The organism is Acetobacter orleanensis, from assembly GCF_001581005.1.
Lineage (GTDB): Bacteria > Pseudomonadota > Alphaproteobacteria > Acetobacterales > Acetobacteraceae > Acetobacter > Acetobacter orleanensis.
The window spans coordinates 70,557-91,560 of sequence record NZ_LHZV01000062.1 but is presented as its reverse complement, the minus strand read 5'-3'; the positions used below and the strand labels follow the sequence as shown (position 1 = coordinate 91,560).

Here is a 21,004-nt window from a genome sequence, read left to right as displayed (position 1 = left end):
GACATGACTTAACAATACTCATCGTGATTGAGACTTATGCAGGGAGCTTTCGGGCTCCCTTTTTTATGCTCAGCATCCATTCTCCCTTATAAAACTGCAAATTTTCATAATGTTAAGAGTTCACCCTGCGTACCGCGCAGGGCACGCCCTCCTTGACGAAAAAAACTTTCAGAAATATTTTAATCTTGTTTTCGTTAATTATGAAACTATATCCCTTCTGATCGTTCTCCGCAGACAGGCAAACCCTCATGCAGTCCCAACACTCCAAAAACGACTGGCAGACCGCTGGCATGGCCCGGCGAGCCAAAGGCTGGCTGGCTGGCAGCGTCACGCTGGGGGGCATGGCGGCAGTCCTGTTTGTGCTGCACCTCACACTACTGGCTGGCCTGATTGATGATCTGACGTTCCACAGCGTTGCTATTGCAGCGGAGCAGCATCTCCTCATCCTGATCGCAGCCAGCCTTGGGGGCAGCCTGCTTCTGCAATGGCTGGCAGATCGCGCTGGTATGCAAGCAGGACTACGCATTGCAGCCCTTGTCCGGCAGGATGCCCTGCGCCACCTGTTCCGCGTAGGCCCTGTTGGGTGTGCGACACTCCCCGCAGGCCGCATTCTGACCACGCTGACAGAAGGGATTGATGCGCTAGAGCCCTATTTTGCCCAGTACATCCCCCGCGCCGCCATGATGGTCATCCTCCCGGCACTTATTCTCGCCGTGGTATTCCATCTGGACGGATGGAGTTTTGTTATTCTGGCCTGCACAGGCCCGCTGATCCCAGTTTTTATGGCGCTTGTCGGCTATAGCGCACAGGGCATCATGGACCGGCAATGGATGCAACTCGTCGTTCTAGGCTCAAGCTTTCTGGATTCGCTGCGCGGACTCAGCACGCTGCGCCAGCTTGGTCAGACACAGGCCAGCATCACCCGTATGGCGGCCGCAACGGACGCTCATCGGGCCAGCACGCTATCCGTCATGAAAGTCGCGTTTCTGACCTCTGCTGTGCTGGAATTTTTCTCCAGCCTCTCCATTGCACTGGTTGCGGTCGTTTTTGGTGCACGGCTGTTGTCTGGCACGGTCGATTTCCGGTCAGCTTTTCTGGTTCTTTTGCTGGCCCCGGAATATTTCATGCCACTCCGGGCTTTTTCCGCAAGCTACCATGCTCGCCAGAATGCAACGGCCGCAGCCGCCCGGCTGGCGGATCTCTTTGCCCTGCCGGATATGCAAACAACGGACAGGATAGCCATACAGGCCGAAACGCCTTTATCTCCGATAGAAAAGCTTGTCTGTTCCGGCCTAACTGCGGGCTATGCTGATAACATCCCCGCCTTGCAGGATTTATCCTGCACTCTGTCTCGCGGCCTGCTGACAGTGGTAACCGGAGAAAGTGGTGCTGGGAAAACAACTTTCCTGCGCCTGATTCTCGGATTTTTACAGCCTTCATCCGGCAGCATCACCGCTTATGAGAATACGGGCTTACCTCTTGCTGACTGGCAGAACCGCATCGCATGGGTTCCCCAGCGCCCCATCATGACACTAGGCACCATTGCCGACATCCTACGACTGGCCAAACCCGATGCGACACAAGCCGAGCTCCGTGCCGCCGCGCAGCAGGCCGATGCTTTGGAGTTTATTGAAACTCTGCCGCAGGGATTTGAAACATCCGTAGGCGAAAGAGGCGCATGCCTCTCTGGTGGGCAGATCAAACGGCTGGCTCTGGCCCGCGCGCTGCTGCGGAATCCGGATATTCTGTGTCTGGATGAACCAACATCTGATCTGGACCCGGCCAGCGCGCAGCGCGTTGCGCAGGCCATCCGGCGCTGTGCGGCGCACCGGATTGTTCTGGTGGCCACCCACCATGCGGCCCTGATCGCTCTGGCAGACCAGACCCTGCATATCAGTCAGGGACATGGAGAAATTTTCTCCGCAAATCAGAGGGCCTGCGCATGAACCTGCTGACTTTCTCGGGACTTTTCACACGCGCTCTGCGGTGGCCCGCCCTGCTAGGTCTGGCGTTGGCCTGCGTAGCGGCCCTTGCCAATTTCGGGCTACTGTTCCTGTCCGGCTGGCTGCTGGCTGGAGCAGCCTGCGCTGGTGCAGCCGGACTGGCCGCGCAGCAGGCCTTCAACATGATGCTGCCCGCCACGGGGGTACGCTTCTTTGCAACGCTGCGTATTGTCACGCGGTATCTGGAACGGCTGGTAACGCATGACGCCAGCCTGCGTCTGACGGGCCACCTGCGGGTCTGGACATATACAAAACTTGCCCCTCTGGCGCCTGCGAGGCTGACAGACACACGCGGCGGGGATCTGCTCTCCCGCTTCGTGTCGGACACAGACCGTGTTGGTCAGTTTTACACAGAGACGGTTATACCGTTTGCACGGGCCATTCTGTGCGGACTGGTGTTTGCCCTCATATCCGGAATTATCCTGAAAAATTCCGGATATGCGCTGGCTCTTGGCGTTCTGATCTGTATTCTGCCGGTCTCCCTGGGCGTTGGCCTACTCTCCGCCCCACGGCTGCGTGCCCTCACAACGCAACGGGGTGACTTTCAGGCCGAACTGGCGGACACCCTTGCTGGTTTGGGCGAGTATCTGACATTGGGAGCCGCCGATGCCAGAATTCAGGCACTGGATGCGCAGCAGAAAACTCTGCAACGCACAGAACGGTACCTCGCCGGTCTAGAAAGCGGAGCCCGCAGCCTGATAACCTTTATCGGGCTACTGACGACGCTCTCCGTAGTCATGCTGGCTGTGCAGGCATTCCATCAGGGCATGCTCTCTGCTGCGGAAATTCCAATGCTGGCATTAGGTTGTCTGGCTGCGTTTGATGTCGCGCAACCTTTACCTGCCGCCTGTCAGGCTTTTACCCGCGCCCGTATTGCGGCTGAGCGCCTAGACGCCGCCTGCTCTGCCACCCCATGCGTGCCTGCCCCTGCCACCCCGGCTCCAGCCTTGCACACGCCTCTGGACCTGACTGTTCGTGATCTTTCTTTCCACTACCCGAACAGCCAGACGCCTATTCTCCACCATGCCAGTTTTACCATCCGTCAGGGAGAACGGGTGGCACTTGTCGGCGCTTCGGGGCTTGGCAAAAGCAGCCTGATCAGCTTGTTGACCCGGTTTTACCCCTATCAGGAAGGTGAGATCACGTTTGGCGGGCAGGATCTCCGCCTGTTCTCAACGGAAGATCTTGCAAAAACCATCAGCGTTGCCGCTCAAAATTTCCATCTGTTCAACGGCACCATTCGGGACACGCTGCATCTGGCGGATCCGACGGCTGATGATGCGCACCTGCATGGCATTCTGCGCACGGTACAACTGGACGAATTTGTACAGCAGGCCCCCCATAAGCTGGATACGCTGATTGGGGACGAAGGCATGGCCCTCTCCGGCGGGCAGGCCAGACGGCTTGTTCTGGCGCAGGCGCTGTTGCGCAACACCCCATGGCTTATTCTGGACGAACCCACAGAAGGGCTGGACCAGAAAACCGAATATGCCCTGATGCAAGGCCTGCTTTCCGCAAGGCCGGATGCCACTATCCTGTGCATTACGCATCGGCGCACTCTCATCCCGTTCATGGACCGGACACTCACGCTGGCAGATGGCCAGATCTGCCCGGCGGAGGAGGTGCCATGACACGATAACCCCTCCCCCAAAAACCCGCTTAAGAGTGCCTATGATAAAGGATTTTTAAAATGGATATGATCAACCCGACTGTTGTTGATCTCTCACGCTTTCAGTTCGCGCTGACAGCGCTCTACCACTTCATGTTTGTGCCCCTCACATTGGGGCTGACATTCATGCTTGCAGCCATGGAAACAGTCTATGTCGTAACCGGCAGAAAAATTTATAAAGACATGGCTATGTTCTGGGGCAAGTTGTTCGGCATCAACTTTGCCCTCGGTGTTGCCACCGGCATCACCATGGAGTTTGAATTCGGCACCAACTGGTCCATGTATTCCCGCTTTTTTGGGGATATGTTCGGCACGCCGCTGGCTATTGAAGGGCTTATGGCCTTCTTCATGGAATCCACGTTTGTTGGCCTGATGTTTTTCGGCTGGGACCGCCTGAGCAAACAAGGCCATCTGGCCGTGACTTATCTCGTGGCACTGGGGTCCAACCTGTCCGCTTTGTGGATTCTGATTGCTAACGCCGGCATGAATGTCCCGCACGGGTCGCATTTTGACCCTGAGACCATGCGCCTCCAGTTTGACGGTTTTGTAAAACTGATCTTCAGCCCGGACGCACAGGCCAAATTTGTGCATACATCAGTGGCCGGATACATCTCCGCAGCACTGCTGGTTATGGGTGTGAGCGCATTCTACCTTCTGCGGGGTCAGCACAGGCAGTTTGCAGCCCGTTCCTTCCGTATGGCGGCACTTTTCGGGATTATTTCCACCGTGGCCGTCATCACGCTGGGCGACGTGCTGGGCCGTGAAGACTATATGGAACAACCGACCAAAATCGCTGCGATTGAAGGCCTGTGGCACACCAGTAAGCCGCCTTATGAACCCTGGATTCTGGCTGCCTTGCCTGATGACGCCAAACAGGAAAACCATTTTGAAATCGGTGTGCCGTTTGTTCTGACACCGCTCATCGCGCATGATTTCAACACCCCGATTATCGGCATGCATGAGCTTGAAGATGCGGCAGGCCCGCGGATTGAATCCGGGATTACGGCCGTTGCTGCCCTGCATCGTTATCAGGAAACACACCAGCAGGCGGATCTGGACCTTTTCAAAGCGCATGAAGCTGACCTTGGCTTTGGTTTTCTGGCGACACGCCATGCCCCTAATCAGGATGTCGCCGCCATTCCGGCTGAAAATCTTCAGAGCGTTATTGCCCAGACAAAACCTGACATTCTTCCGAATGTATTTGTAACCTTCTGGTCTTTCCGCCTGATGGTCTTTCTCGCGCTCTATTTCTTCGCGCTGTTCGCCATTTCCGCTTACCTCAGCCTGAAGAACAAGCTTGAGAGAAATACGCTCATCCTCAAAGCCTGCATGTGGTCCATCCCGCTTCCCATTCTGGCAACGGAATTTGGCTGGATTACCGCAGAGGCAGGCCGTCAGCCCTGGACGGTGTTCAATATCCTGCCCACCTTCATGTCGGCCTCCTCGCACAGCACGTCCTACATGGTGTTTTCTTTGGCGGGGTTTGCGCTGCTCTACAGCATCTTCATCGCTGCGGAACTGTATCTGATGTTCAAGTTCGCGCGCCTCGGCCCGGACTCCCATGACACCGCTCATGGCACCGAGGACTATACCGCCCAGTACGCCGTTGCTGGCACATCGCACGCTTCAGGCCACTGAGGCATCTGTTTAAAGAAAGGTCCTGAGTATGGAACTTTATACACTTCTTAAACTGATCTGGGCGGCGCTGCTGTGTGTGCTGCTGATCGGCCTTGGCCTGATGGTTGGCATGGATATGGGAGTTGGCACCCTGCTCCGCTTTGTGGGCCGGAATGATGGGGAGCGCCGCACGGCTCTCAACATCATCGGACCGCACTGGGATGGAAATCAGGTGTGGTTCATTCTGGGAGGTGGCGCGATTTTTGCGGCTTTCCCGACCCTATATGCCACATCCTTTTCCGTTTTTTACGTCGTGATGATTCTGCTGCTGTTCAGCATGATTCTGCGGCCTGTTGCCTTTGAATATCGCTCCAAGGCCGACTCCCATCTGTGGCGCGCAAGCTGGGACTGGGCTTTTCTGATTTCTGGCTTTCTGCCCATGTTCATTTACGGAGCCGCGTTCGGGAATATCCTGCATGGGGTTGGCTTCCATTTTGGTTGGACCGGGCAGTATTATCAGGATAATTCCTTCTTCTCCTATCTGCTGAACCCGTTTGCCATCCTCTGCGGCCTGATGTCCGTTGCTCTGAGCGTGTATCAGGGCGGCATTATGTTGATGCTGCGGGCAGAAAACCCGATTTATGACCGCGCCCGTCGCTATGCCATACGGGGTGGCCTGACAGCAGCGGTTCTGTTCAGTCTTGGCGGCTTTTTCATTGCCCGCATGAAAGGCTTTGTGTTCACGGCCCCGGTTAACCCGGCCATGCCGGCTTCCCCCATGCATGGGCAGCATGTTGATATGGTCGCAGGGGGCTGGCTGCATAATTATGCGGCGCATCCGGCGCTCTGGCTGCTTCCCATACTCGGACTGGCCTGCATGATTGGCGGCACACAGGCCGCGCGCATGAATAAAGCTGTTCTGGCTTGGTGGATTGGCCTTGGCTCATGGATTGGCACCATCGGCACAGTTGCTGCCGCCATGTTCCCGTTCTTCATGCCCTCCACCACCGCGCCGGACCAGAGCCTAACCATCTGGAACAGTTCCGCCAGCGCTTACGGACTGACCTGCATGCTGGTTGTGGCGCTGATCTTTGTGCCGATCATCCTGTGTTACACCTCATGGTGTTATTATGTGATGCGGGGCAAGGTTCGCACAGCGGACATTGTTAACGATAGCCACAGCTATTAAAAGGAAGTTTAACCATGTACCTTTTACGTATGGCCGGTCTGGCCGCTGTTCTGGTTGTCTCCCTGCTGTTTGCTGTTTTTGTAGGGGATCAGGGCCCATGGTATTTTGCCTGGGTGGTCGGAACAATCATGATCATCCTGATTTCCGGCGCTGGTGCCATCCTTCTGGATGCGCAGCAGGAAGGTAAAATTGGCTCATCTTCAGAAACGGAGCTTTAATTATGCTGGGTGATCTTGAAAGAATTATTCTGTTTATCCCCGCGTTCTATCTTCTGATTTACATCGTGGCCTATCGGATTGTGCGAAAACTGTTTCCCTGAGGGGCCATATCCAGCAGAAAGTTACTTTCTCCCCCACGTCAGCATTCTGACGTGGGGTTTTTTATTGAGAAAAATACTTAAAGAAATCCATAACTACTTTCATAAATACCTTTGTATTTTATAGTATTTTTAATATTTATACTGTTTCTATAATACAGATTTATGGTATTTTACAGATAGAACCTTCCAGCGGGGCGCATGTCGTCACTTAAGGCCGGTTCTGACATCAAGCCTCACAAGCTTCTGCTCTCATGCCTGTTCGCACCGGGCATGAGAGCGTGCTGCGGCGACAGCCGTATGAAGCTGAGGATAAATATTTCCCTCGCCCAGAGCAGCACTAATCCGGTGGCGCTCCATATCCGCATGTAAAAACGGATTAACACGCCCAAAAAGAACCAGAATAGACTGCGCCTGCAACTCCTGCAAAACATTTCTTAAAAGTGCTGCTGCGGAATAATCAATATCCGTAATAGCACTCGCATCTACCACCACACACCGTACTGGCGTTGGTGCTGTCTGGATCAAAAACCGGATATCATCTGCAAAACGATTACAGTTTGCATAGAACAGGTCTGCACAAAATCTGTACACAATCAGGCCGGGTTCTGTTTCCACACCGGCTTTGACGATGGAGGCTTCCAGAAGTCTTGTCTGTGCATCTTCCTCCAAAACCATTGTATGTGGCTCATAACTATGCCGAACGTGGCGCACCAGAGAGAGGGCAATTGCGACCAAAATACCTTGTTCTACCCCAACGCCAACAACGGTTGCGGCTGTCATCAGCGCCAGCCTGAACTCTCCGGGGCTTTCCTCCCGAATATGCTTTAAGGCTTGCAGATCAATCATGCCCACAGCCACACTGAACACAATGGTTCCCAGCACACACCGCGGTAGATAATGCAGAGGGCCAGTCAGAAACAGCAAAACAACTAGAGTAACAGCAGAAAAAACTAGTTGTGCCCACTGACTGCGCGCACCTGCCTGTATGGCCATAGCTGTCTGCGTTGGGCTGCCATTGACTGCAAATGTACCGCTCAAGCCAGCCACGGCATTAGCCGCACAAAGACCAAGAATGTCCCTGTTTTCATCAACAGTTTCCTGAAATTCATAGCCGCATGAACGGGATGTTGCGGCACTTTGTGCGATAATGACGAACACGCAGGAGGTTGCGACTGGTAGCAGACTGAGAATGTCATTCCAGCTTACGTCCGGAAAATGCAGTGACGGCAACCCGCCAGTGAGCGGGCCAACCAGCGCAACTCCTCGGGCTTGCAACCCGAACGCCCAACTGGCCAGAATCCCCCCAACCACCAAAACCAGCGCCAGTGGCTTATGTGGCGCGAACTTTTTTCCCGTAAACAAAGCGACACACATGCCAAGGGAGAGAGCCGCGCTCAACGGCACAAGATGAGGGATACCTCTGACCAGATCCAACGCCTGCACAAGAGGGTTATGGGCTGTCACCTGCAAACCCAGCATGTCATACGCCATGGCAATGCCGACCTGCACGCCAACCCCGGCCATGAACCCGACGAGCACCGTACGGGAGAGAAAATCTGCCAGAAAGCCTAGTCTGAACAACCGCGCCACCAGCAGAAACCCGGCACTCAAAAGTGCGACCATGCTGACAAGCGCCATATAATGCGCGCTTCCCGGTGGAGCCATGCGCGCCAGCGCGCTGGAAAAAATAGCCGCTGTTGCGGAATCCGCCGCGACCACCAGATGCCGGGAGGACCCGATGCCAGCAAACGCCACCAACGGCAGCAAAACCGTGTAAAGCCCGGTAACAGCCGGCATCCCGGCAATGCGAGCATAACCCAGCACCTGTGGGATATTCATGCAGGCAAGGGAAAGCCCGGCCAAACTGTCACGCATAAAGCTGACACGCTCCCCCTGCCCCAACCGTCCGAACAGGCTCTTCAGCATTTCTCTACCTTACATTATTTTTCTCTCTGGGCTTTTTGCCGCCAATCTCATGCTGCGTCACCTTTTTAAAAGACAGGCCGCCCTCACAAAAAAGCCACCGCGCTCCGTGGACGGAACGAGATGGCTTTTTTTGCACTCAAACACGCTCGGCGTCAGCCGCAAGAGAAGTCCTGCTTCCTGCCCCCAGATCAGGCGAGACGCGCTTCCCAGTCTGCGTCAACCTGTCCTTGCGTCATGCAGATGGGAGCACATCCTGAAGGCTTGTCGGTGTAACCGCGCACGGTAGGCCACTTTCTTTCCCTAAGCGGACAATGGCCTTGAGGTGGCAGCAGCGTAGGCACAACATCATTTGTGATTCCCATCACACCGGAATGATTTTTCCTTTGGGCCAGAACGGATTTCAGACCCCGTTGCTCTGCACGCTGACGCATAGCTTCCGACCCGGCCTTATTGTTCTGCTTGAGATAATGGAGCAAATATATGAATAAGGACAGAAGAACGATCAGTTTTATCTGTGGTTGTTGCAGTGAACCTGCTGGACACGAATGTCATGGTAGACGCTATTTTGTCTATTTCTGAAACTATCATTAAAAGTATTTTTTTAAATAGAAAAAATATCATGATGTTTTTACATTTTATTGTATAAAACTCACGATCAATCCGTAGAAAACCATGTGCCAGTATGCTGGCCCATTGTAATTCTGCCTCTTCCAACGAAAGAATCGGCCTGATGCTGCGCATCAAGACATGGCAACCATTTTATGTTTTTGTAGCCTTTTTTATAATTTTTGTTCTATTCATTATTATAAATATGATTTTCTTAATTTTATAATTTTTCGCGGCATCAGAGTCATTTAATAAATTTTTCCAATCCAATAAACGTTATTAGAAAGAACATTATATTTAAACGTTTTCTATAATAGTTTATTTTGAAATTTGAATAGGTTTTCTCTCTAAAAAATTTTTCTGCCTCGGCAGCGGCTAAAAACTAGCCGCTGCCTGATTGGCTTTATTCCGCGGCTACAGTGCCCTGATACCGGAAACGTGCCGTTGCAGCATCACACACATAAGATTGCGCTAGTGCGCTAGCGTTTTCGGCCAGCTCATTGACGGCATGCAGGATATAATCCACCTTGGCGTCGTCCATCAGAACACTGAAATTCAGCCTTACCCAGCCCGGTTTTTCTACTTCATGCCCGGCACGGATGGCCTCATGCATCCGCATGGACTCCGCTTCATCCAGAGACAGCAGCCGATGCGCATACGGCCCCACACAGGCACAGCCCCCGCGTGCCTGAATGCCATAAAGGTCTGACAGCATGCGGGTAAACAGTTGGTGGTGAATACGGTTTCCTTCCGCATCTGCCACACGAAATGAGAAAATTGGAAGATGCTGTTTTGCCTGCGGGTTACCCAGTAGCTCCAGATGTGGGTTGGCACGCCAGCTTGCATAAGCCCGCTGATACAAAGCCTGATTACGCTCCGCCATAAAGGCTGCGCCCAAGGCATCCTTGACCAGAAAGCACAGTGCCGCACGAATATTCCCGACGACATCCGGTGTGCCCGCTTCTTCCCGCGCTATCACACTCTCTGAATAATCATGCCCCCATGGCGAGACAAACCGCACAGTTCCGCCACCGGGGAGGGTTGGCTCCTGCGTGGTAACAGCCGCCTCCCGCACAATCAGAATACCGGATGCACCGGGGCCGCCAATAAACTTATGAGTGGACACTACAACGGCATCTTTTTCCGCGTCTGTCCCGGCCTTCATATCAATCGGCAGGTAGGGGCCACCGCCAGCATAATCCCAAACAGATTTTGCACCATAGTGTTTGAGAAGTCTTGTGACAGAATCCGTATCTGTTACAATTCCAGTCACATTAGAGGCACTGGAAAACGCGCCAATAATCAGGCGTCCCGGCTCCGCAGCGGCCAGATGTGCTTCCAGTTGCGCAAGGTCCGGGCCACCTGAAGGAGCTTCCGCAATTTCAATCAATTCCGCGCCACTTTCCCGCCAAGGCAGGATGTTGGAGTGGTGTTCATACGGGCCAATCAGAATAAGGGGACGCGCGCCTGCCCGCACGGCGTCTCGCACACCCAGCAGATGCACAAGCCGGTTAAGGCCCGCGGTTGCCCCATTGCCCGTGAAAATAGTTGCAAAGCCCTGCTCTGCCCCACACAAGCGGCCGATAATTTTCCGCGCTTCAAGCCGCATCCGGTTCATGACCTGACCGCAGAACGAGGCTTCCGTATGGCTGTTTGCGTAGTACGGGAGCACCTGCGTCGCCACCGCGTGTTCAATCACCCCAAGAGCGCGGCCAGACGCGACATAATCCGCATAAACCATTTTTTTAGGGCCAAAAGGACCGGGAATGGTCAGGGTGTCACCAATCAGATCTTCCCGCAGACGGGCAACAACATCATCACCCTGCACGCTTTCTATAAAACGGGAAAAAATGTTTTCTGGAGAAGATGTCATCATATTCTGAAACCACGGATGCTGGGAAAACTGTTCCGCAATCATAAAAAAAACTCTGTGAGAAAAGAGTCCCTATTTTATGATTGAAACTCTTAATTTTGGGTCATATGATCGGCTATGAGCCATAAACTTGATAATTTTGATCGCGCGATTTTGCGAGCTTTGCAGCAGGATGCTTCTCTTTCACAGCGAGATCTGGCAGAGCGTGTCGGGATGTCTCAAAACGCCTGCTGGCGGCGGTTGCAGGCTCTACGGGCCTCGGGGGTCATGCAGGGGCAAACACTACGGCTTGACCGTGCCGCTGTGGAACTAGACCTGACTGTGCTGGTGCTGATCAAAACGCGGCATCATTCACAGGACTGGCTTAAAAATTTCCGGCAGATCATTCTCTCCATTCCCAATATTGTCGATTTCTATCGGATTGCCGGGGAATATGATTACATGCTGAAAGTGGTCGCGCGGGACATGAATGCCTTTGATGCCATTTATCGCAAAATGATCGAAAAAATCGATATCGATACCGTAACCTCATACATGGCGATGGAAGCGATTGCTGATAATCGCCCCCTACCCGTCTAAGGCGCTCGTATTGTTCACCCGTTCCGAAGGAGACTGTTCATGTCTGTAACACTTTACCACAACCCCGCCTGTGGCACGTCCCGCACGGTGCTGGGCCTTATTCAGGAGACCGGCATTGAGCCAGAGGTTGTGCTGTATCTGAAAACACCCCTTAGCCGGGAAAAGCTGGCAGACCTTGTGGACCAGACGGACCTCACCGCCCGTGATCTGCTCCGCCAGAAAGGCGCCTTGTATGAAGAATTGGGGCTTAACGGACCTGCTATCACGGATGCGGAAATTCTGGACGCCATTGCCGCGCATCCCGCTCTGCTCAACCGCCCGATTGTCGTGACAGAAAAGGGGGCTGCTGCGTGCCGCCCAGCCGAGACAGTACTGCGCCTGCTACCCTGAATTCACTGTTAAAAAAGCCCCGGCGTCTATAGCCGGGGCTGAAACTGATTTTAATATTCTACAACGGTACGGATACTTTCTCCGCGCGTCATCATATCAAAGCCTTCGTTAATTTTTTCCAAGGGCAGCTTGTGGGTAATAAGATCATCAATATTGATCTTATGGTCCATGTACCAATCAACAATTTTTGGAACATCTGTGCGCCCGCGTGCACCGCCAAAAGCTGAACCAATCCACCGGCGGCCAGTAACAAGCTGGAACGGGCGCGTGCTGATTTCCTGCCCTGCTCCGGCTACACCAATAATGGTGGACACACCCCAGCCACGATGCGCGCATTCTAGTGCCTGACGCATAAGGGTCGGGTTACCCACACATTCAAACGTGTAGTCCGCCCCACCGTCTGTCAGTTCAATCAGATACCCTACCAGATCCCCGTTCGGGCCAAGGTCTTTCGGATTAACAAAATCCGTCATCCCGAACTGGCGGGCAATCGCTTCCCGCTCCGGGTTGATGTCAATGCCGATAATCCTATCAGCACCCACCATTTTGGCGCCCTGAATGACATTCAGCCCGATACCGCCCAGCCCGAACACCGCCACGGTCGAACCCGCTTCAACTTTGGCCGTAAACAGCACCGCACCAAGGCCCGTGGTCACCCCACAGCCAATGTAGCAAACCTTATCAAACGGGGCATCTTCTCGAATTTTCGCCAGAGCGATTTCTGGCAGCACGGTGTAATTCGCAAAGGTCGAGCAGCCCATGTAATGGTGAATTGGCTGACCTTTAAAAGAAAAACGTGAGGTTCCATCCGGCATGAGCCCTTTACCCTGCGTAGAACGGATGGCCGTGCACAGGTTGGTCTTGCGGGACAGGCAGGATTTACACTCCCGACATTCAGGCGTGTAGAGCGGAATAACGTGGTCACCCGGCTTCAGGTGCCTTACACCGGGGCCGACCTCGACCACAATCCCGGCTCCTTCATGACCCAGAATAGCTGGAAACAGGCCTTCGGGGTCCGCACCAGAGAGGGTGTATTTATCTGTGTGGCACAGGCCGGTCGCCTTGATCTCCACCAGAACTTCCCCCTCACGCGGGCCTTCCAACTGTACGGTTTCAATTTCAAGCGGCTTACCCGCTTCAAAAGCTACGGCTGCCCGTACGTCCATGCTCATCCCCTATAAGAATGCGTTGCTCTCTGCGCACCGGCTAAACGGTCCGGTCTCCTTCAAGGAGAATAACCCCAAGCAGCACCCGTGGGCTACCGTGCAGCCTGTGTTCTCTGGTCACATCACCTTTTCCGGCACCGTATATCTATATCGGGTTCGGAATAAACAGAGGCCGCTATTCTTGAGCTAGCGGACTAGCCGTGGAAACTTCCAAGCCTTTCTGTTCAGGCGGAAAGCAGTTTTTGTAAAACCGACCAGAATTTTGGATGGTCCGCCATACTGACGGTCAACCGGATGCAGGAGGATGGCGCCTGCACGGGTGAAAACAGAACGCCGGGAGCCAGCAGCACGCCTCTTTCTGCCGCCTGACGGGCCAGAACCTCGGAATTTCGCCCGCAATCCGCCCATACAAAAATTCCGGCACTGGGTAAATGTGGGACTGTCAGACCGCAGGCCGTCATCCGCTCAAGACAACGCTGCCGGGCTTGATCCACCCGCTGACGCAACCGCGCGACCTGCCGCCTATACTGCCCTTCCTGCAAAAGCCGATGCACTACACTCTCCCCCAGACTGGAGGTTGTCAGCCCGGCCAGCAATTTTAAATCCGTCAGCCGCAATATCAGTTCGGGAGACGCCGCCAAAAACCCGACACGCAGTCCTGCGGCCAACGTCTTGGCATAACCACCGACCAGAACTACGCGCCTCAGACGGTCCAGAGAGGCCAGACGCACTGGAACACCGGGGTGGAAATCCGCGTAAGTATCATCTTCGATAATGAGAAAATCATGCTTTTCCGCAAGCCTCAGCACGTCATGCGCGGCAGCGGCGGACAGGGTGTGCCCGGTTGGGTTATGTACCGCACTGTTAATCAGAAACAGTTTCGGTTTATGCGTGACGGCAAGTTGCTCCATAATGCCCAGATCCGGCCCGTCCGGCCCACGCGGCACCCCGACAATCCGCACTCCGCAGGCGGCAAGACGCCCGAAAATCAGAAACCAGCCGGGGTCTTCCACCATCACGGTATCGCCCGGCTGGAGCAACAGACGGAACAAAAGGTCCAGCGCGTGGGTAACACCCGCTGTCAGCATCAGGTTCTGGTCCCGGTTAGCCGCAATACCTTGACTATGTAGCTGCGTGGCAAGCTGTTCCCGCAAGGGCGTGTAGCCTTGCGGGTGCCCATATCCAAGGCAGGCGGCGGGCGCACTCCGTCCGGCGGCCCGTATGGCAGCATTGACCATATCCGGGTTCATCCAGTCCGCCGGTAGTAATCCGGCGGCGGCCGAAATTTCTACCGCTGCGCTCTCCGGAAACATACCGCGCAGCAGCCATGCCACGTCCAGTTGGGGTGGCAGAGCCGTTGGGGGTGCCGCCATATCAGCCAGTGGAGCAGCAGAGGCTATAGGCCTGACAAAGTAGCCTGCGCCGGGCCGGGGCTCTATCAGCCCTTTGCTCACCAGCCGGTCATAGGCTTCCAGCACGGTAAAGCGACTGACTCCGGCGCTCTCCGCCATGCGCCGCACAGAGGGCAGGCGGCTGCCAGCCCGCAGGGTATGGTCTGCAATACGGCTTGCCAGTTCCTGCTCAAGCTGCACAACCAAGGTGGTATCGCTCCCCCGCACAGGCTCCCAACGGGGCATGAGCGCGGGCGTGCCGTGTTTTGAAACTGGCATGGTAATTCCTCCAGAACAGTTTGAAGACTGTTGCGCAAACCGTACCGGGCGTGTTCCGGTTTTTTCCTGAATAGTGGGACTATTCCGCCTTCTGCAAACGGAGTTTTACCCGGCATGTCCTTCTGGAGCAGCTTTGGCCCCCTGACCGCTTTCGCTCTGGTGGCCTCCATTACGCCCGGCCCGAACAACACCATGCTGGCGGCGTCCGGCCTGAACCACGGCTTCAGGCGCTCTATCCCACATATTCTGGGCGTTACACTCGGGTTTGTGCTGATGATTGGTTTGGTGGGGCTCGGACTCGGCGTGGTGTTTGACCGCTTTCCCCTGCTCTACGTCTGGCTGAAATATGTGAGCGCGGCCTATCTGCTCTGGCTGGCATGGAAAATTGCAACAGCACACCCCGCATCTGCGCAATCCGCCGCGGGGCAGCCCATCAGCTTTCTTCAGGCTGCCGGGTTCCAGTGGGTCAACCCCAAGGCGTGGATTATTGCCATTGGCATTGTGTCAGCCTATCTGCCGCACGAAAATTTCCTCTATGGCCTCATTCTGGCCTGCCTTATTTGCGGGCTGATGACGCTCCCCTGCGTCAGCCTCTGGACCAGCTTTGGCGCCATCATGCGCCGCTGGCTCAGCCAACCTGCTCTTCTGCGCGGGTTCAACCTCACCATGGCGGCGTTGCTGGTGGCATCCCTTTACCCGCTGATGATGGAGGCCGGAACGCACTAGACGCTGAATGCAGGCTGAAAACCGGCCTGATTTCAAGAATTTCTGGCCTTCCTGCTTGAGATACCCCTGCTCTGGCCGTAATATGCCCGGCACTGAAGCATCTGGCTTCACTGACACATGACAATACGAAAAGGTGCCTGTGCATGGAGTGGACCGATGAAACGATCGCCCGGCTCAAAGAGCTCTGGGCGGAAGGCCTCTCAACTGCAGAAATTGGCCGTCGGCTCTCCATCACAAAAAACGCTGTGGTGGGCAAAGCGCATCGTCTGAGTCTGCCCCCGCGCCCGTCTCCCATCCGCCGGAGCGACAAATCTAAAACCGTTGTAGCGGAAAACCCTGCTCAGGTGCCCCCGGCCGCTGTTGCGCCAGCCGCCATGGAAAAGGCACCTCAGCCCGTTGCCGAGTCTGTCGCAGAGACCCAGCCGGCCCCGGTCACTGTTGCTGTTATGGACGCTCCGCCCCCCAAACCGGCCCCTCAGCCTAAAGCGGAAGCCAAACCGGCCAAGCCGGAAAAAGCACCGGCAGCACCCCGCGCCCCCGCGAAACCCAAAACCGCGTTGCGCAATATTTCTGATCCCGAAACCAAGAAACGCCGCGGCCCTTCCTGCTGCTGGCCGATTGGTGACCCGGGCACCCCCGGCTTCCATTTCTGCGGGGCAACGCCGCTGCCGGGTAAGCCCTATTGCGCGGAACATGCGCAGATTGCTTACGTCAAACTGCGGGATCGGCGCGATAACGTCGCCTGAGGGCAGACCAAAACATTCGCCACAAAAAAGCGCGCCGCTTTGCTTTTGCAAAGGGCGCGCTTTTTTGTTTCTTCTGGCAGGCGGAAGCTTATGCCCCGCCTGCAGGAAAATTCAGCCTTCCGCTTTAACCGGCGCATCCGCAGCCGGTGTTGCAGCCGGAGCCGGAGCAGGCTTCGGCACACTGCTATCATCACCCAGCATTTCCAACTGGCCAGTAATCTGGCCGCCATCTTCCACTTTCAGGCGACGGCAGGCCGCTTTACCCAGCAGGCGGCCTGTTGCACGCACCGTCAGGCTGCCACGCACGGTCAGGGAACCATCAACCGTTCCGGCAATTTCTGCGTTCTCAACTTCCACGCCACCACGGAACAGGCCACCCGGCATCACAGCAAGTTCCTTGGCGGAAATCATGCTGGATTCCACGGTGCCTTCCACAACCAGACGCTCGGCATCCTGCACGGTGCCCTGAACGCTGATACCACGGCCAACAACGAGGGTCCGCTGTTCCGGGCCTTCCTTTTTGGGCTGCGGTGTCGCAACACCACGCGCCGCAGCGGCACCCGGCATGGGCGGCATACCAGCGTTAGGAGAAAGAGGGGAACCGGGGGGAAGAGGCGCACGACCCATTGAGGTCTCCTTTGTTGCGTCTGGACGGGGAGCAGGTGCCTGACCGCTGCCGGAAGGCGGAGGCGAACCCGTGGGAGAAGAGGAAGAAGGAAAAAGCGTACCAAATGCCCCGGCAGGACGCTCCGCGCCCGGCTGACTGGTACTCTGACCGGCATTTTGCCCGGCCGGTCGGTTATCTTCGGGCTTGCGTCGTTTAAACAAGAATCCCCCCGCCATGCTGGCTGCCGTTCTGCGACAGCGGTTATACGTTGTACCTGCCCGCGTCGTTCTATCAAGCTGACAGCCTAAATTTGTTATACAACGGACAGGTCATGCGACAAGCATCCGTTACCGCTTGCTGTTGCCCTTTTTATGGCAGCGCGATACCGAAAGAGCCGATCTGCTCATTTTTTCAGGAAAATAAAGACCGTCATGACTGGCTCTGAGGCAAAATACGATATTCTCGGCATTGGCAATGCGATTACCGACATTCTTGCCACTGTTGAACCGACATTTCTGCTTGAACAGAATCTGACCCCCGGCAGCATGACGCTGATTGATGCCGACCGGGCGGATAGCCTGACCGCAGGTCTGAAAGTGGAGCGGGTTATGGGCGGTGGTTCCGCCGCCAATACCTGTGTTGTGGCCGCGCAGTTTGGCGCACGCGTTGCCTATCTGGGCAAGGTTGCGCATGACACGGCAGGCCAGAAATTTGCGCAGGATTTGCAAGACAACGGCATCACCTTCCCCTCTACGCCGCTGGATGGGCATATTTCCGAAAATCTGCCGACAGCACGCTGCGTTGTCATGGTCACACCGGACGGCCAGCGCACGATGGCAACCTATCTGGGCGCGTGCACGCACTTCACGCCGGACGACGTGCTGCCGGAACTTATTGCCGCCTCCAAAATCGTTTATCTGGAAGGCTATCTGTTTGATCCGCCGCATGCGCAGGAAGCCTTCCGCCGCGCGGCGACGCTTGCGCATCAGAATGGCCGTCAGGTCGCGCTGTCCCTGTCTGACCCGTTCTGTGTTGGCCGCCACCGCGAGGCGTTTCTGGATCTGGTGAAAGGGCATGTCGATATTCTCTTCGCGAATGAAGATGAAATCTGCGCGCTGTATGAAACGGAAAGTTTTGAAACAGCAGCCCGCCACACGCTGGCGGATACGACCTTCGCGGCCCTGACCCGCTCCGGTCTGGGCAGCGTGGTGATCCATGATGGGCAGATGACAACCGTGGCCCCTGTTCCCACGCAGGTGGTGGACACAACCGGCGCGGGCGATGCCTATGCCGCGGGCTTCCTCGCTGGTCTGACCTCTGGCCGCACGCTGCCGGAATGTGGGCGTCTGGCCTCTGTCGCCGCGTCTGAAATTATCTCACACGTCGGCGCACGTCCGCTGGCCAATCTCTGGCAGGAAATGGGCTTCTAAAAAGCCGTTTTTCCCCATTGTTCGTGAGAACGCTCTGCCTTTCCTGTTATAGGAAAGGCAGAGATCTCAGCGCGTCAGAATATCGACTTTGTCGCCTTTTACGCCCAACGCAATCTCACCCTTGCACAGGGCCAGAGCGGCATCCCCAAACACCGCTTTCCGCCAACCTGAAAGGGCCGGGTTGGGTGCAGACGGGTCCAGCGCCAGAGCTTCCAGATCTTCCATGGAGGCAACCAGTTTGGGCGCAACGTCGTGCTCTTCACAACAACTGGTCAGCAAAACTTTTAACAACGCCATAAGGGCGGCCGACGCACGGGGAGCATCCTTGCTCCTGTTTTTGGGCAGACGCGGCAATTCCGCATCCGGGAGCGCCTGTGCCTGCGCCACAGCATCCAGCAAACCCTGCCCTGTGCGCCCTTCCGCCAATCCGCGAGACACACCGCGCACCCGTGCCAGCGCATCCTGCGTGGTTGGGGCGGTGGCTGCAATTTCCAGCAGGCTTTCATCTTTCAGCAAACGCTGACGCGGGACATTCACCCGCTGCGCTTCCCGCTCACGCAGAGCCGCCACAGCGCGCAGAATGCCAAGCATCCGCCGGTTGGTTGTGCGGGCGCGCAGACGCTCCCACTGTTTTTCCGGGTCTGCCCGGAAAGTGGACGGGTCTGTCAGCACGGCCATTTCTGCAGACACCCAATCCAGACGCTTTTCCTGCTCCAGCTTTTTCATCAGTTGCTCATACACACGGCGCAGCCATGTTACGTCGCCTGCGGCATAGGTCAGTTGTGCCGCTGAAAGCGGGCGCACAGACCAATCAGTAAAACGGTGGCTCTTATCAATCGCGTGGCCAGTGATGGACCCGACAAGGCTGTCATACCCCACCTGATCTCCATACCCCGCCACCATGGCGGCAACCTGTGTATCAAACAGCGGCGTGGGCAGAGCATCAAACAGATGCAGGAAAATTTCCAGATCCTGCCGGGCCGCATGAAAAACTTTCAGGACGGACGCATCCGCCATCAACTCCGCCAGAGGAGCGAGGTCCAGACCATCCGCCATGGTGTCAATCAGCACCACCTCCTGCACGCCACCAATCTGCACCAGACACAACTCCGGCCAGTAGGTGCGCTCACGCATGAATTCCGTATCAATCGTCAGATACGGTTCTGCACGCAGGCGGGTAAGAGTGGTCGCCAGATCGTCCGTTGTGGAAATGAGGCGGGGTTCAGAAAATGCGGGGGAGGAAGCTCTGGCCATGTCTGCCTTCATACACCACCTGTCAGGAAAAAGAAGCGGACAGCACTGCCCGTCTTTCTGAAAAGCTTGACGAAAGCCCCCGCAGCTTCGACATGAAGCACGAAGAGAGTCCCTAACAGAAAGAAACGCCATGACCCGCCCTGATGACGGCAGTGACGCCCTCACCCAGCTCGGCCGCGCAACCCCGGCCCCGACCTGCCCGGAAGAGGCTGTTCTGGAACGTGTACCGGCCCCTTACCCCGGCAAGAATTACCTCGTGCGTTTTACAGCACCTGAATTCACGTCCCTCTGCCCTGTTACTGGCCAGCCGGACTTTGCGCATCTTGTGATTGATTACGTGCCGGACCAGTGGATTGTGGAGAGCAAGTCTCTCAAACTCTTCCTGACCAGTTTCCGCAACCATGGCTCCTTTCACGAAGCCTGCTCCGTGCAGATTGCCACAACACTGGTGGAACGGCTCAACCCGGTTTGGCTGCGCATTGGCGCCTACTGGTACCCTCGCGGCGGCATGCCGATTGATGTGTTCTGGCAGACTGGCGCACCCCCGGCAGATGTCTGGATTCCCTCACAGGATGTCCCCACCTATCGCGGGCGCGGCTGAGGCTTTGAGGCTTTGAGGCTTTGAGGCTTTGAGGCTTTGAGGCTTTGAGGCTTTGAGGCTTTGAGGCTTTGAGGCTTTGAGGCTTTGAGGCTCAAAGATCGGGCATAAAAAAAGCCACCGCAAGGGTGGCTTTTTTAAATTAAAGTCGTGTCGTAACCGTCTCTCTTACAAAACTCGGGTTAAACCGAATTTTGAATCAGAGAGAAGAAGATCCGGCATCAATTTCAGCGCGCACGGACAGGATTTTATCCTGAAGAACGTCCAGACGTGAAATATCGGTCTTGTCGGCTTTATCCCAAGCTTCCGTCAAAGCTTCAAGCGCTGCCGTGGCGTTATCAATAGAGATTGCGCTCACAGGCTCGGCTTTATCAGCCAGAATGGTGCAACGGGTTGCCGTCATGTCCGCAAAGCCACCACCGACGAAATAACGGTCCGTCACGGTATCATTTTCGTACAGTGAGACAACACCACCACGCAGCAGAAGCATCATAGGGGCACGCTCGGGCATGGCGGCGATATCGCCTTCCGCACCCGGCATGACAACCATATCTACTTCACGCGACACCAGAACCTTTTCAGGGCTGATGATCTCGATCTGGATCGGCATGAATGCTGTTCCTTCCCGAAACCGGC

18 protein-coding genes are annotated in these 21,004 nt (G+C 55.7%); 11 read left to right on the top strand and 7 right to left on the bottom strand.

Annotation, left to right across the window (positions count from 1 at the left end; all coding sequences use genetic code 11):
* Positions 1–248: 248 nt before the first annotated feature.
* Genes cydD through AD949_RS08215 form a run of 5 tightly spaced genes read left to right on the top strand, consistent with a single transcriptional unit; the run spans position 249 to position 6,696 of the window.
* Positions 249–1,946 carry a thiol reductant ABC exporter subunit CydD gene (gene cydD / locus AD949_RS08235; RefSeq protein WP_048835963.1) on the top strand — a complete coding sequence of 566 codons (1,698 nt, stop codon included), beginning with the start codon at positions 249–251 and terminating at the stop codon, positions 1,944–1,946.
* Positions 1,943–3,634, top strand: coding sequence for a thiol reductant ABC exporter subunit CydC (cydC, locus tag AD949_RS08230; RefSeq protein WP_096430508.1), 1,692 nt, complete (start codon positions 1,943–1,945; stop codon positions 3,632–3,634). The genes cydD and cydC overlap by 4 nt, the downstream gene beginning before the upstream one ends.
* 59 nt (positions 3,635–3,693) lie before the next feature.
* Positions 3,694–5,310, top strand: a complete 1,617-nt coding sequence (locus tag AD949_RS08225) for a cytochrome ubiquinol oxidase subunit I (RefSeq protein ID WP_048835964.1) — start codon at positions 3,694–3,696, stop codon at positions 5,308–5,310.
* A gap of 28 nt (positions 5,311–5,338) precedes the next feature.
* Positions 5,339–6,478, top strand: coding sequence for a cytochrome d ubiquinol oxidase subunit II (gene cydB / locus AD949_RS08220; RefSeq protein WP_048835965.1), 1,140 nt, complete (start codon positions 5,339–5,341; stop codon positions 6,476–6,478).
* 14 nt (positions 6,479–6,492) lie between these two features.
* Positions 6,493–6,696 (top strand): hypothetical protein, encoded by a 204-nt coding sequence (locus AD949_RS08215; protein WP_048835966.1) that lies wholly within the window; start codon positions 6,493–6,495, stop codon positions 6,694–6,696.
* 350 nt (positions 6,697–7,046) lie between these two features.
* On the opposite strand, the gene AD949_RS08210 is transcribed toward AD949_RS08215, so the two are convergent.
* Positions 7,047–8,723: a SulP family inorganic anion transporter gene (locus AD949_RS08210; RefSeq protein ID WP_048835967.1), complete on the bottom strand. Its 1,677-nt coding sequence runs from the start codon at positions 8,721–8,723 to the stop codon at positions 7,047–7,049.
* 1,009 nt (positions 8,724–9,732) lie between these two features.
* Positions 9,733–11,205, bottom strand: coding sequence for an aminotransferase class V-fold PLP-dependent enzyme (locus AD949_RS08205; protein WP_048835985.1), 1,473 nt, complete (start codon positions 11,203–11,205; stop codon positions 9,733–9,735).
* Positions 11,206–11,319: 114 nt separating this feature from the next.
* Here AD949_RS08205 and AD949_RS08200 point away from each other — a divergent pair, with 114 nt between their 5' ends.
* Positions 11,320–11,781, top strand: a complete 462-nt coding sequence (locus AD949_RS08200; RefSeq protein WP_048835968.1) for an Lrp/AsnC family transcriptional regulator — start codon at positions 11,320–11,322, stop codon at positions 11,779–11,781.
* Positions 11,782–11,820: 39 nt separating this feature from the next.
* The gene (arsC, locus tag AD949_RS08195) at positions 11,821–12,171 is read left to right on the top strand and encodes an arsenate reductase (glutaredoxin) (protein WP_048835969.1); all 351 of its coding nucleotides are present in this window, start codon (positions 11,821–11,823) and stop codon (positions 12,169–12,171) included.
* 50 nt (positions 12,172–12,221) lie between these two features.
* On the opposite strand, the gene AD949_RS08190 is transcribed toward arsC, so the two are convergent.
* Complete coding sequence (locus tag AD949_RS08190; protein WP_048835970.1) at positions 12,222–13,337, bottom strand: S-(hydroxymethyl)glutathione dehydrogenase/class III alcohol dehydrogenase; 1,116 nt, start codon at positions 13,335–13,337, stop codon at positions 12,222–12,224.
* A gap of 224 nt (positions 13,338–13,561) precedes the next feature.
* The gene (locus AD949_RS08180; protein WP_048835972.1) at positions 13,562–15,007 is read right to left on the bottom strand and encodes an aminotransferase-like domain-containing protein; all 1,446 of its coding nucleotides are present in this window, start codon (positions 15,005–15,007) and stop codon (positions 13,562–13,564) included.
* A 114-nt stretch (positions 15,008–15,121) separates the two neighbouring features.
* On the opposite strand from AD949_RS08180, the gene AD949_RS08175 reads away from it, so the two are divergent.
* Together AD949_RS08175 and AD949_RS08170 are read left to right on the top strand one after the other, a co-directional pair.
* A complete protein-coding gene (locus AD949_RS08175) occupies positions 15,122–15,733 on the top strand; it encodes a LysE family translocator (RefSeq protein ID WP_048835973.1) in 612 nt (203 codons plus the stop codon).
* A gap of 143 nt (positions 15,734–15,876) precedes the next feature.
* The gene (locus tag AD949_RS08170; RefSeq protein WP_048835974.1) at positions 15,877–16,479 is read left to right on the top strand and encodes a GcrA family cell cycle regulator; all 603 of its coding nucleotides are present in this window, start codon (positions 15,877–15,879) and stop codon (positions 16,477–16,479) included.
* A 111-nt stretch (positions 16,480–16,590) separates the two neighbouring features.
* On the opposite strand, the gene AD949_RS08165 is transcribed toward AD949_RS08170, so the two are convergent.
* Positions 16,591–17,322: a bactofilin family protein gene (locus tag AD949_RS08165; protein ID WP_174766782.1), complete on the bottom strand. Its 732-nt coding sequence runs from the start codon at positions 17,320–17,322 to the stop codon at positions 16,591–16,593.
* A 195-nt stretch (positions 17,323–17,517) separates the two neighbouring features.
* Between AD949_RS08165 and AD949_RS08160 the strand changes: the two genes are divergently transcribed.
* Positions 17,518–18,516: an adenosine kinase gene (locus tag AD949_RS08160; RefSeq protein WP_048835975.1), complete on the top strand. Its 999-nt coding sequence runs from the start codon at positions 17,518–17,520 to the stop codon at positions 18,514–18,516.
* Positions 18,517–18,582: 66 nt separating this feature from the next.
* On the opposite strand, the gene rnd is transcribed toward AD949_RS08160, so the two are convergent.
* Entirely contained in the window at positions 18,583–19,770 is a 1,188-nt protein-coding gene (rnd, locus tag AD949_RS08155) for a ribonuclease D (protein ID WP_048835987.1), read from the bottom strand.
* Positions 19,771–19,900: 130 nt separating this feature from the next.
* Between rnd and queF the strand changes: the two genes are divergently transcribed.
* Entirely contained in the window at positions 19,901–20,371 is a 471-nt protein-coding gene (gene queF, locus AD949_RS08150) for a preQ(1) synthase (protein WP_048835976.1), read from the top strand.
* Positions 20,372–20,567: 196 nt separating this feature from the next.
* Here the strand turns inward: queF and atpC are convergent, their stop codons facing one another.
* Positions 20,568–20,978, bottom strand: a complete 411-nt coding sequence (atpC, locus tag AD949_RS08145; protein WP_048836799.1) for an ATP synthase F1 subunit epsilon — start codon at positions 20,976–20,978, stop codon at positions 20,568–20,570.
* Positions 20,979–21,004: the final 26 nt, after the last annotated feature.

Coding starts and splice junctions, on each gene's coding strand:
- cydD (WP_048835963.1), top strand. CDS start 249: ATGCAGTCCCAACACTCCAAAAACGACTGGCAGACCGCTGGCATGGCC.
- cydC (WP_096430508.1), top strand. CDS start 1,943: ATGAACCTGCTGACTTTCTCGGGACTTTTCACACGCGCTCTGCGGTGG.
- AD949_RS08225 (WP_048835964.1), top strand. CDS start 3,694: ATGGATATGATCAACCCGACTGTTGTTGATCTCTCACGCTTTCAGTTC.
- cydB (WP_048835965.1), top strand. CDS start 5,339: ATGGAACTTTATACACTTCTTAAACTGATCTGGGCGGCGCTGCTGTGT.
- AD949_RS08215 (WP_048835966.1), top strand. CDS start 6,493: ATGTACCTTTTACGTATGGCCGGTCTGGCCGCTGTTCTGGTTGTCTCC.
- AD949_RS08210 (WP_048835967.1), bottom strand. CDS start 8,723: ATGCTGAAGAGCCTGTTCGGACGGTTGGGGCAGGGGGAGCGTGTCAGC.
- AD949_RS08205 (WP_048835985.1), bottom strand. CDS start 11,205: ATGATGACATCTTCTCCAGAAAACATTTTTTCCCGTTTTATAGAAAGC.
- AD949_RS08200 (WP_048835968.1), top strand. CDS start 11,320: ATGAGCCATAAACTTGATAATTTTGATCGCGCGATTTTGCGAGCTTTG.
- arsC (WP_048835969.1), top strand. CDS start 11,821: ATGTCTGTAACACTTTACCACAACCCCGCCTGTGGCACGTCCCGCACG.
- AD949_RS08190 (WP_048835970.1), bottom strand. CDS start 13,337: ATGGACGTACGGGCAGCCGTAGCTTTTGAAGCGGGTAAGCCGCTTGAA.
- AD949_RS08180 (WP_048835972.1), bottom strand. CDS start 15,007: ATGCCAGTTTCAAAACACGGCACGCCCGCGCTCATGCCCCGTTGGGAG.
- AD949_RS08175 (WP_048835973.1), top strand. CDS start 15,122: ATGTCCTTCTGGAGCAGCTTTGGCCCCCTGACCGCTTTCGCTCTGGTG.
- AD949_RS08170 (WP_048835974.1), top strand. CDS start 15,877: ATGGAGTGGACCGATGAAACGATCGCCCGGCTCAAAGAGCTCTGGGCG.
- AD949_RS08165 (WP_174766782.1), bottom strand. CDS start 17,322: ATGGCGGGGGGATTCTTGTTTAAACGACGCAAGCCCGAAGATAACCGA.
- AD949_RS08160 (WP_048835975.1), top strand. CDS start 17,518: ATGACTGGCTCTGAGGCAAAATACGATATTCTCGGCATTGGCAATGCG.
- rnd (WP_048835987.1), bottom strand. CDS start 19,770: ATGGCCAGAGCTTCCTCCCCCGCATTTTCTGAACCCCGCCTCATTTCC.
- queF (WP_048835976.1), top strand. CDS start 19,901: ATGACCCGCCCTGATGACGGCAGTGACGCCCTCACCCAGCTCGGCCGC.
- atpC (WP_048836799.1), bottom strand. CDS start 20,978: ATGCCGATCCAGATCGAGATCATCAGCCCTGAAAAGGTTCTGGTGTCG.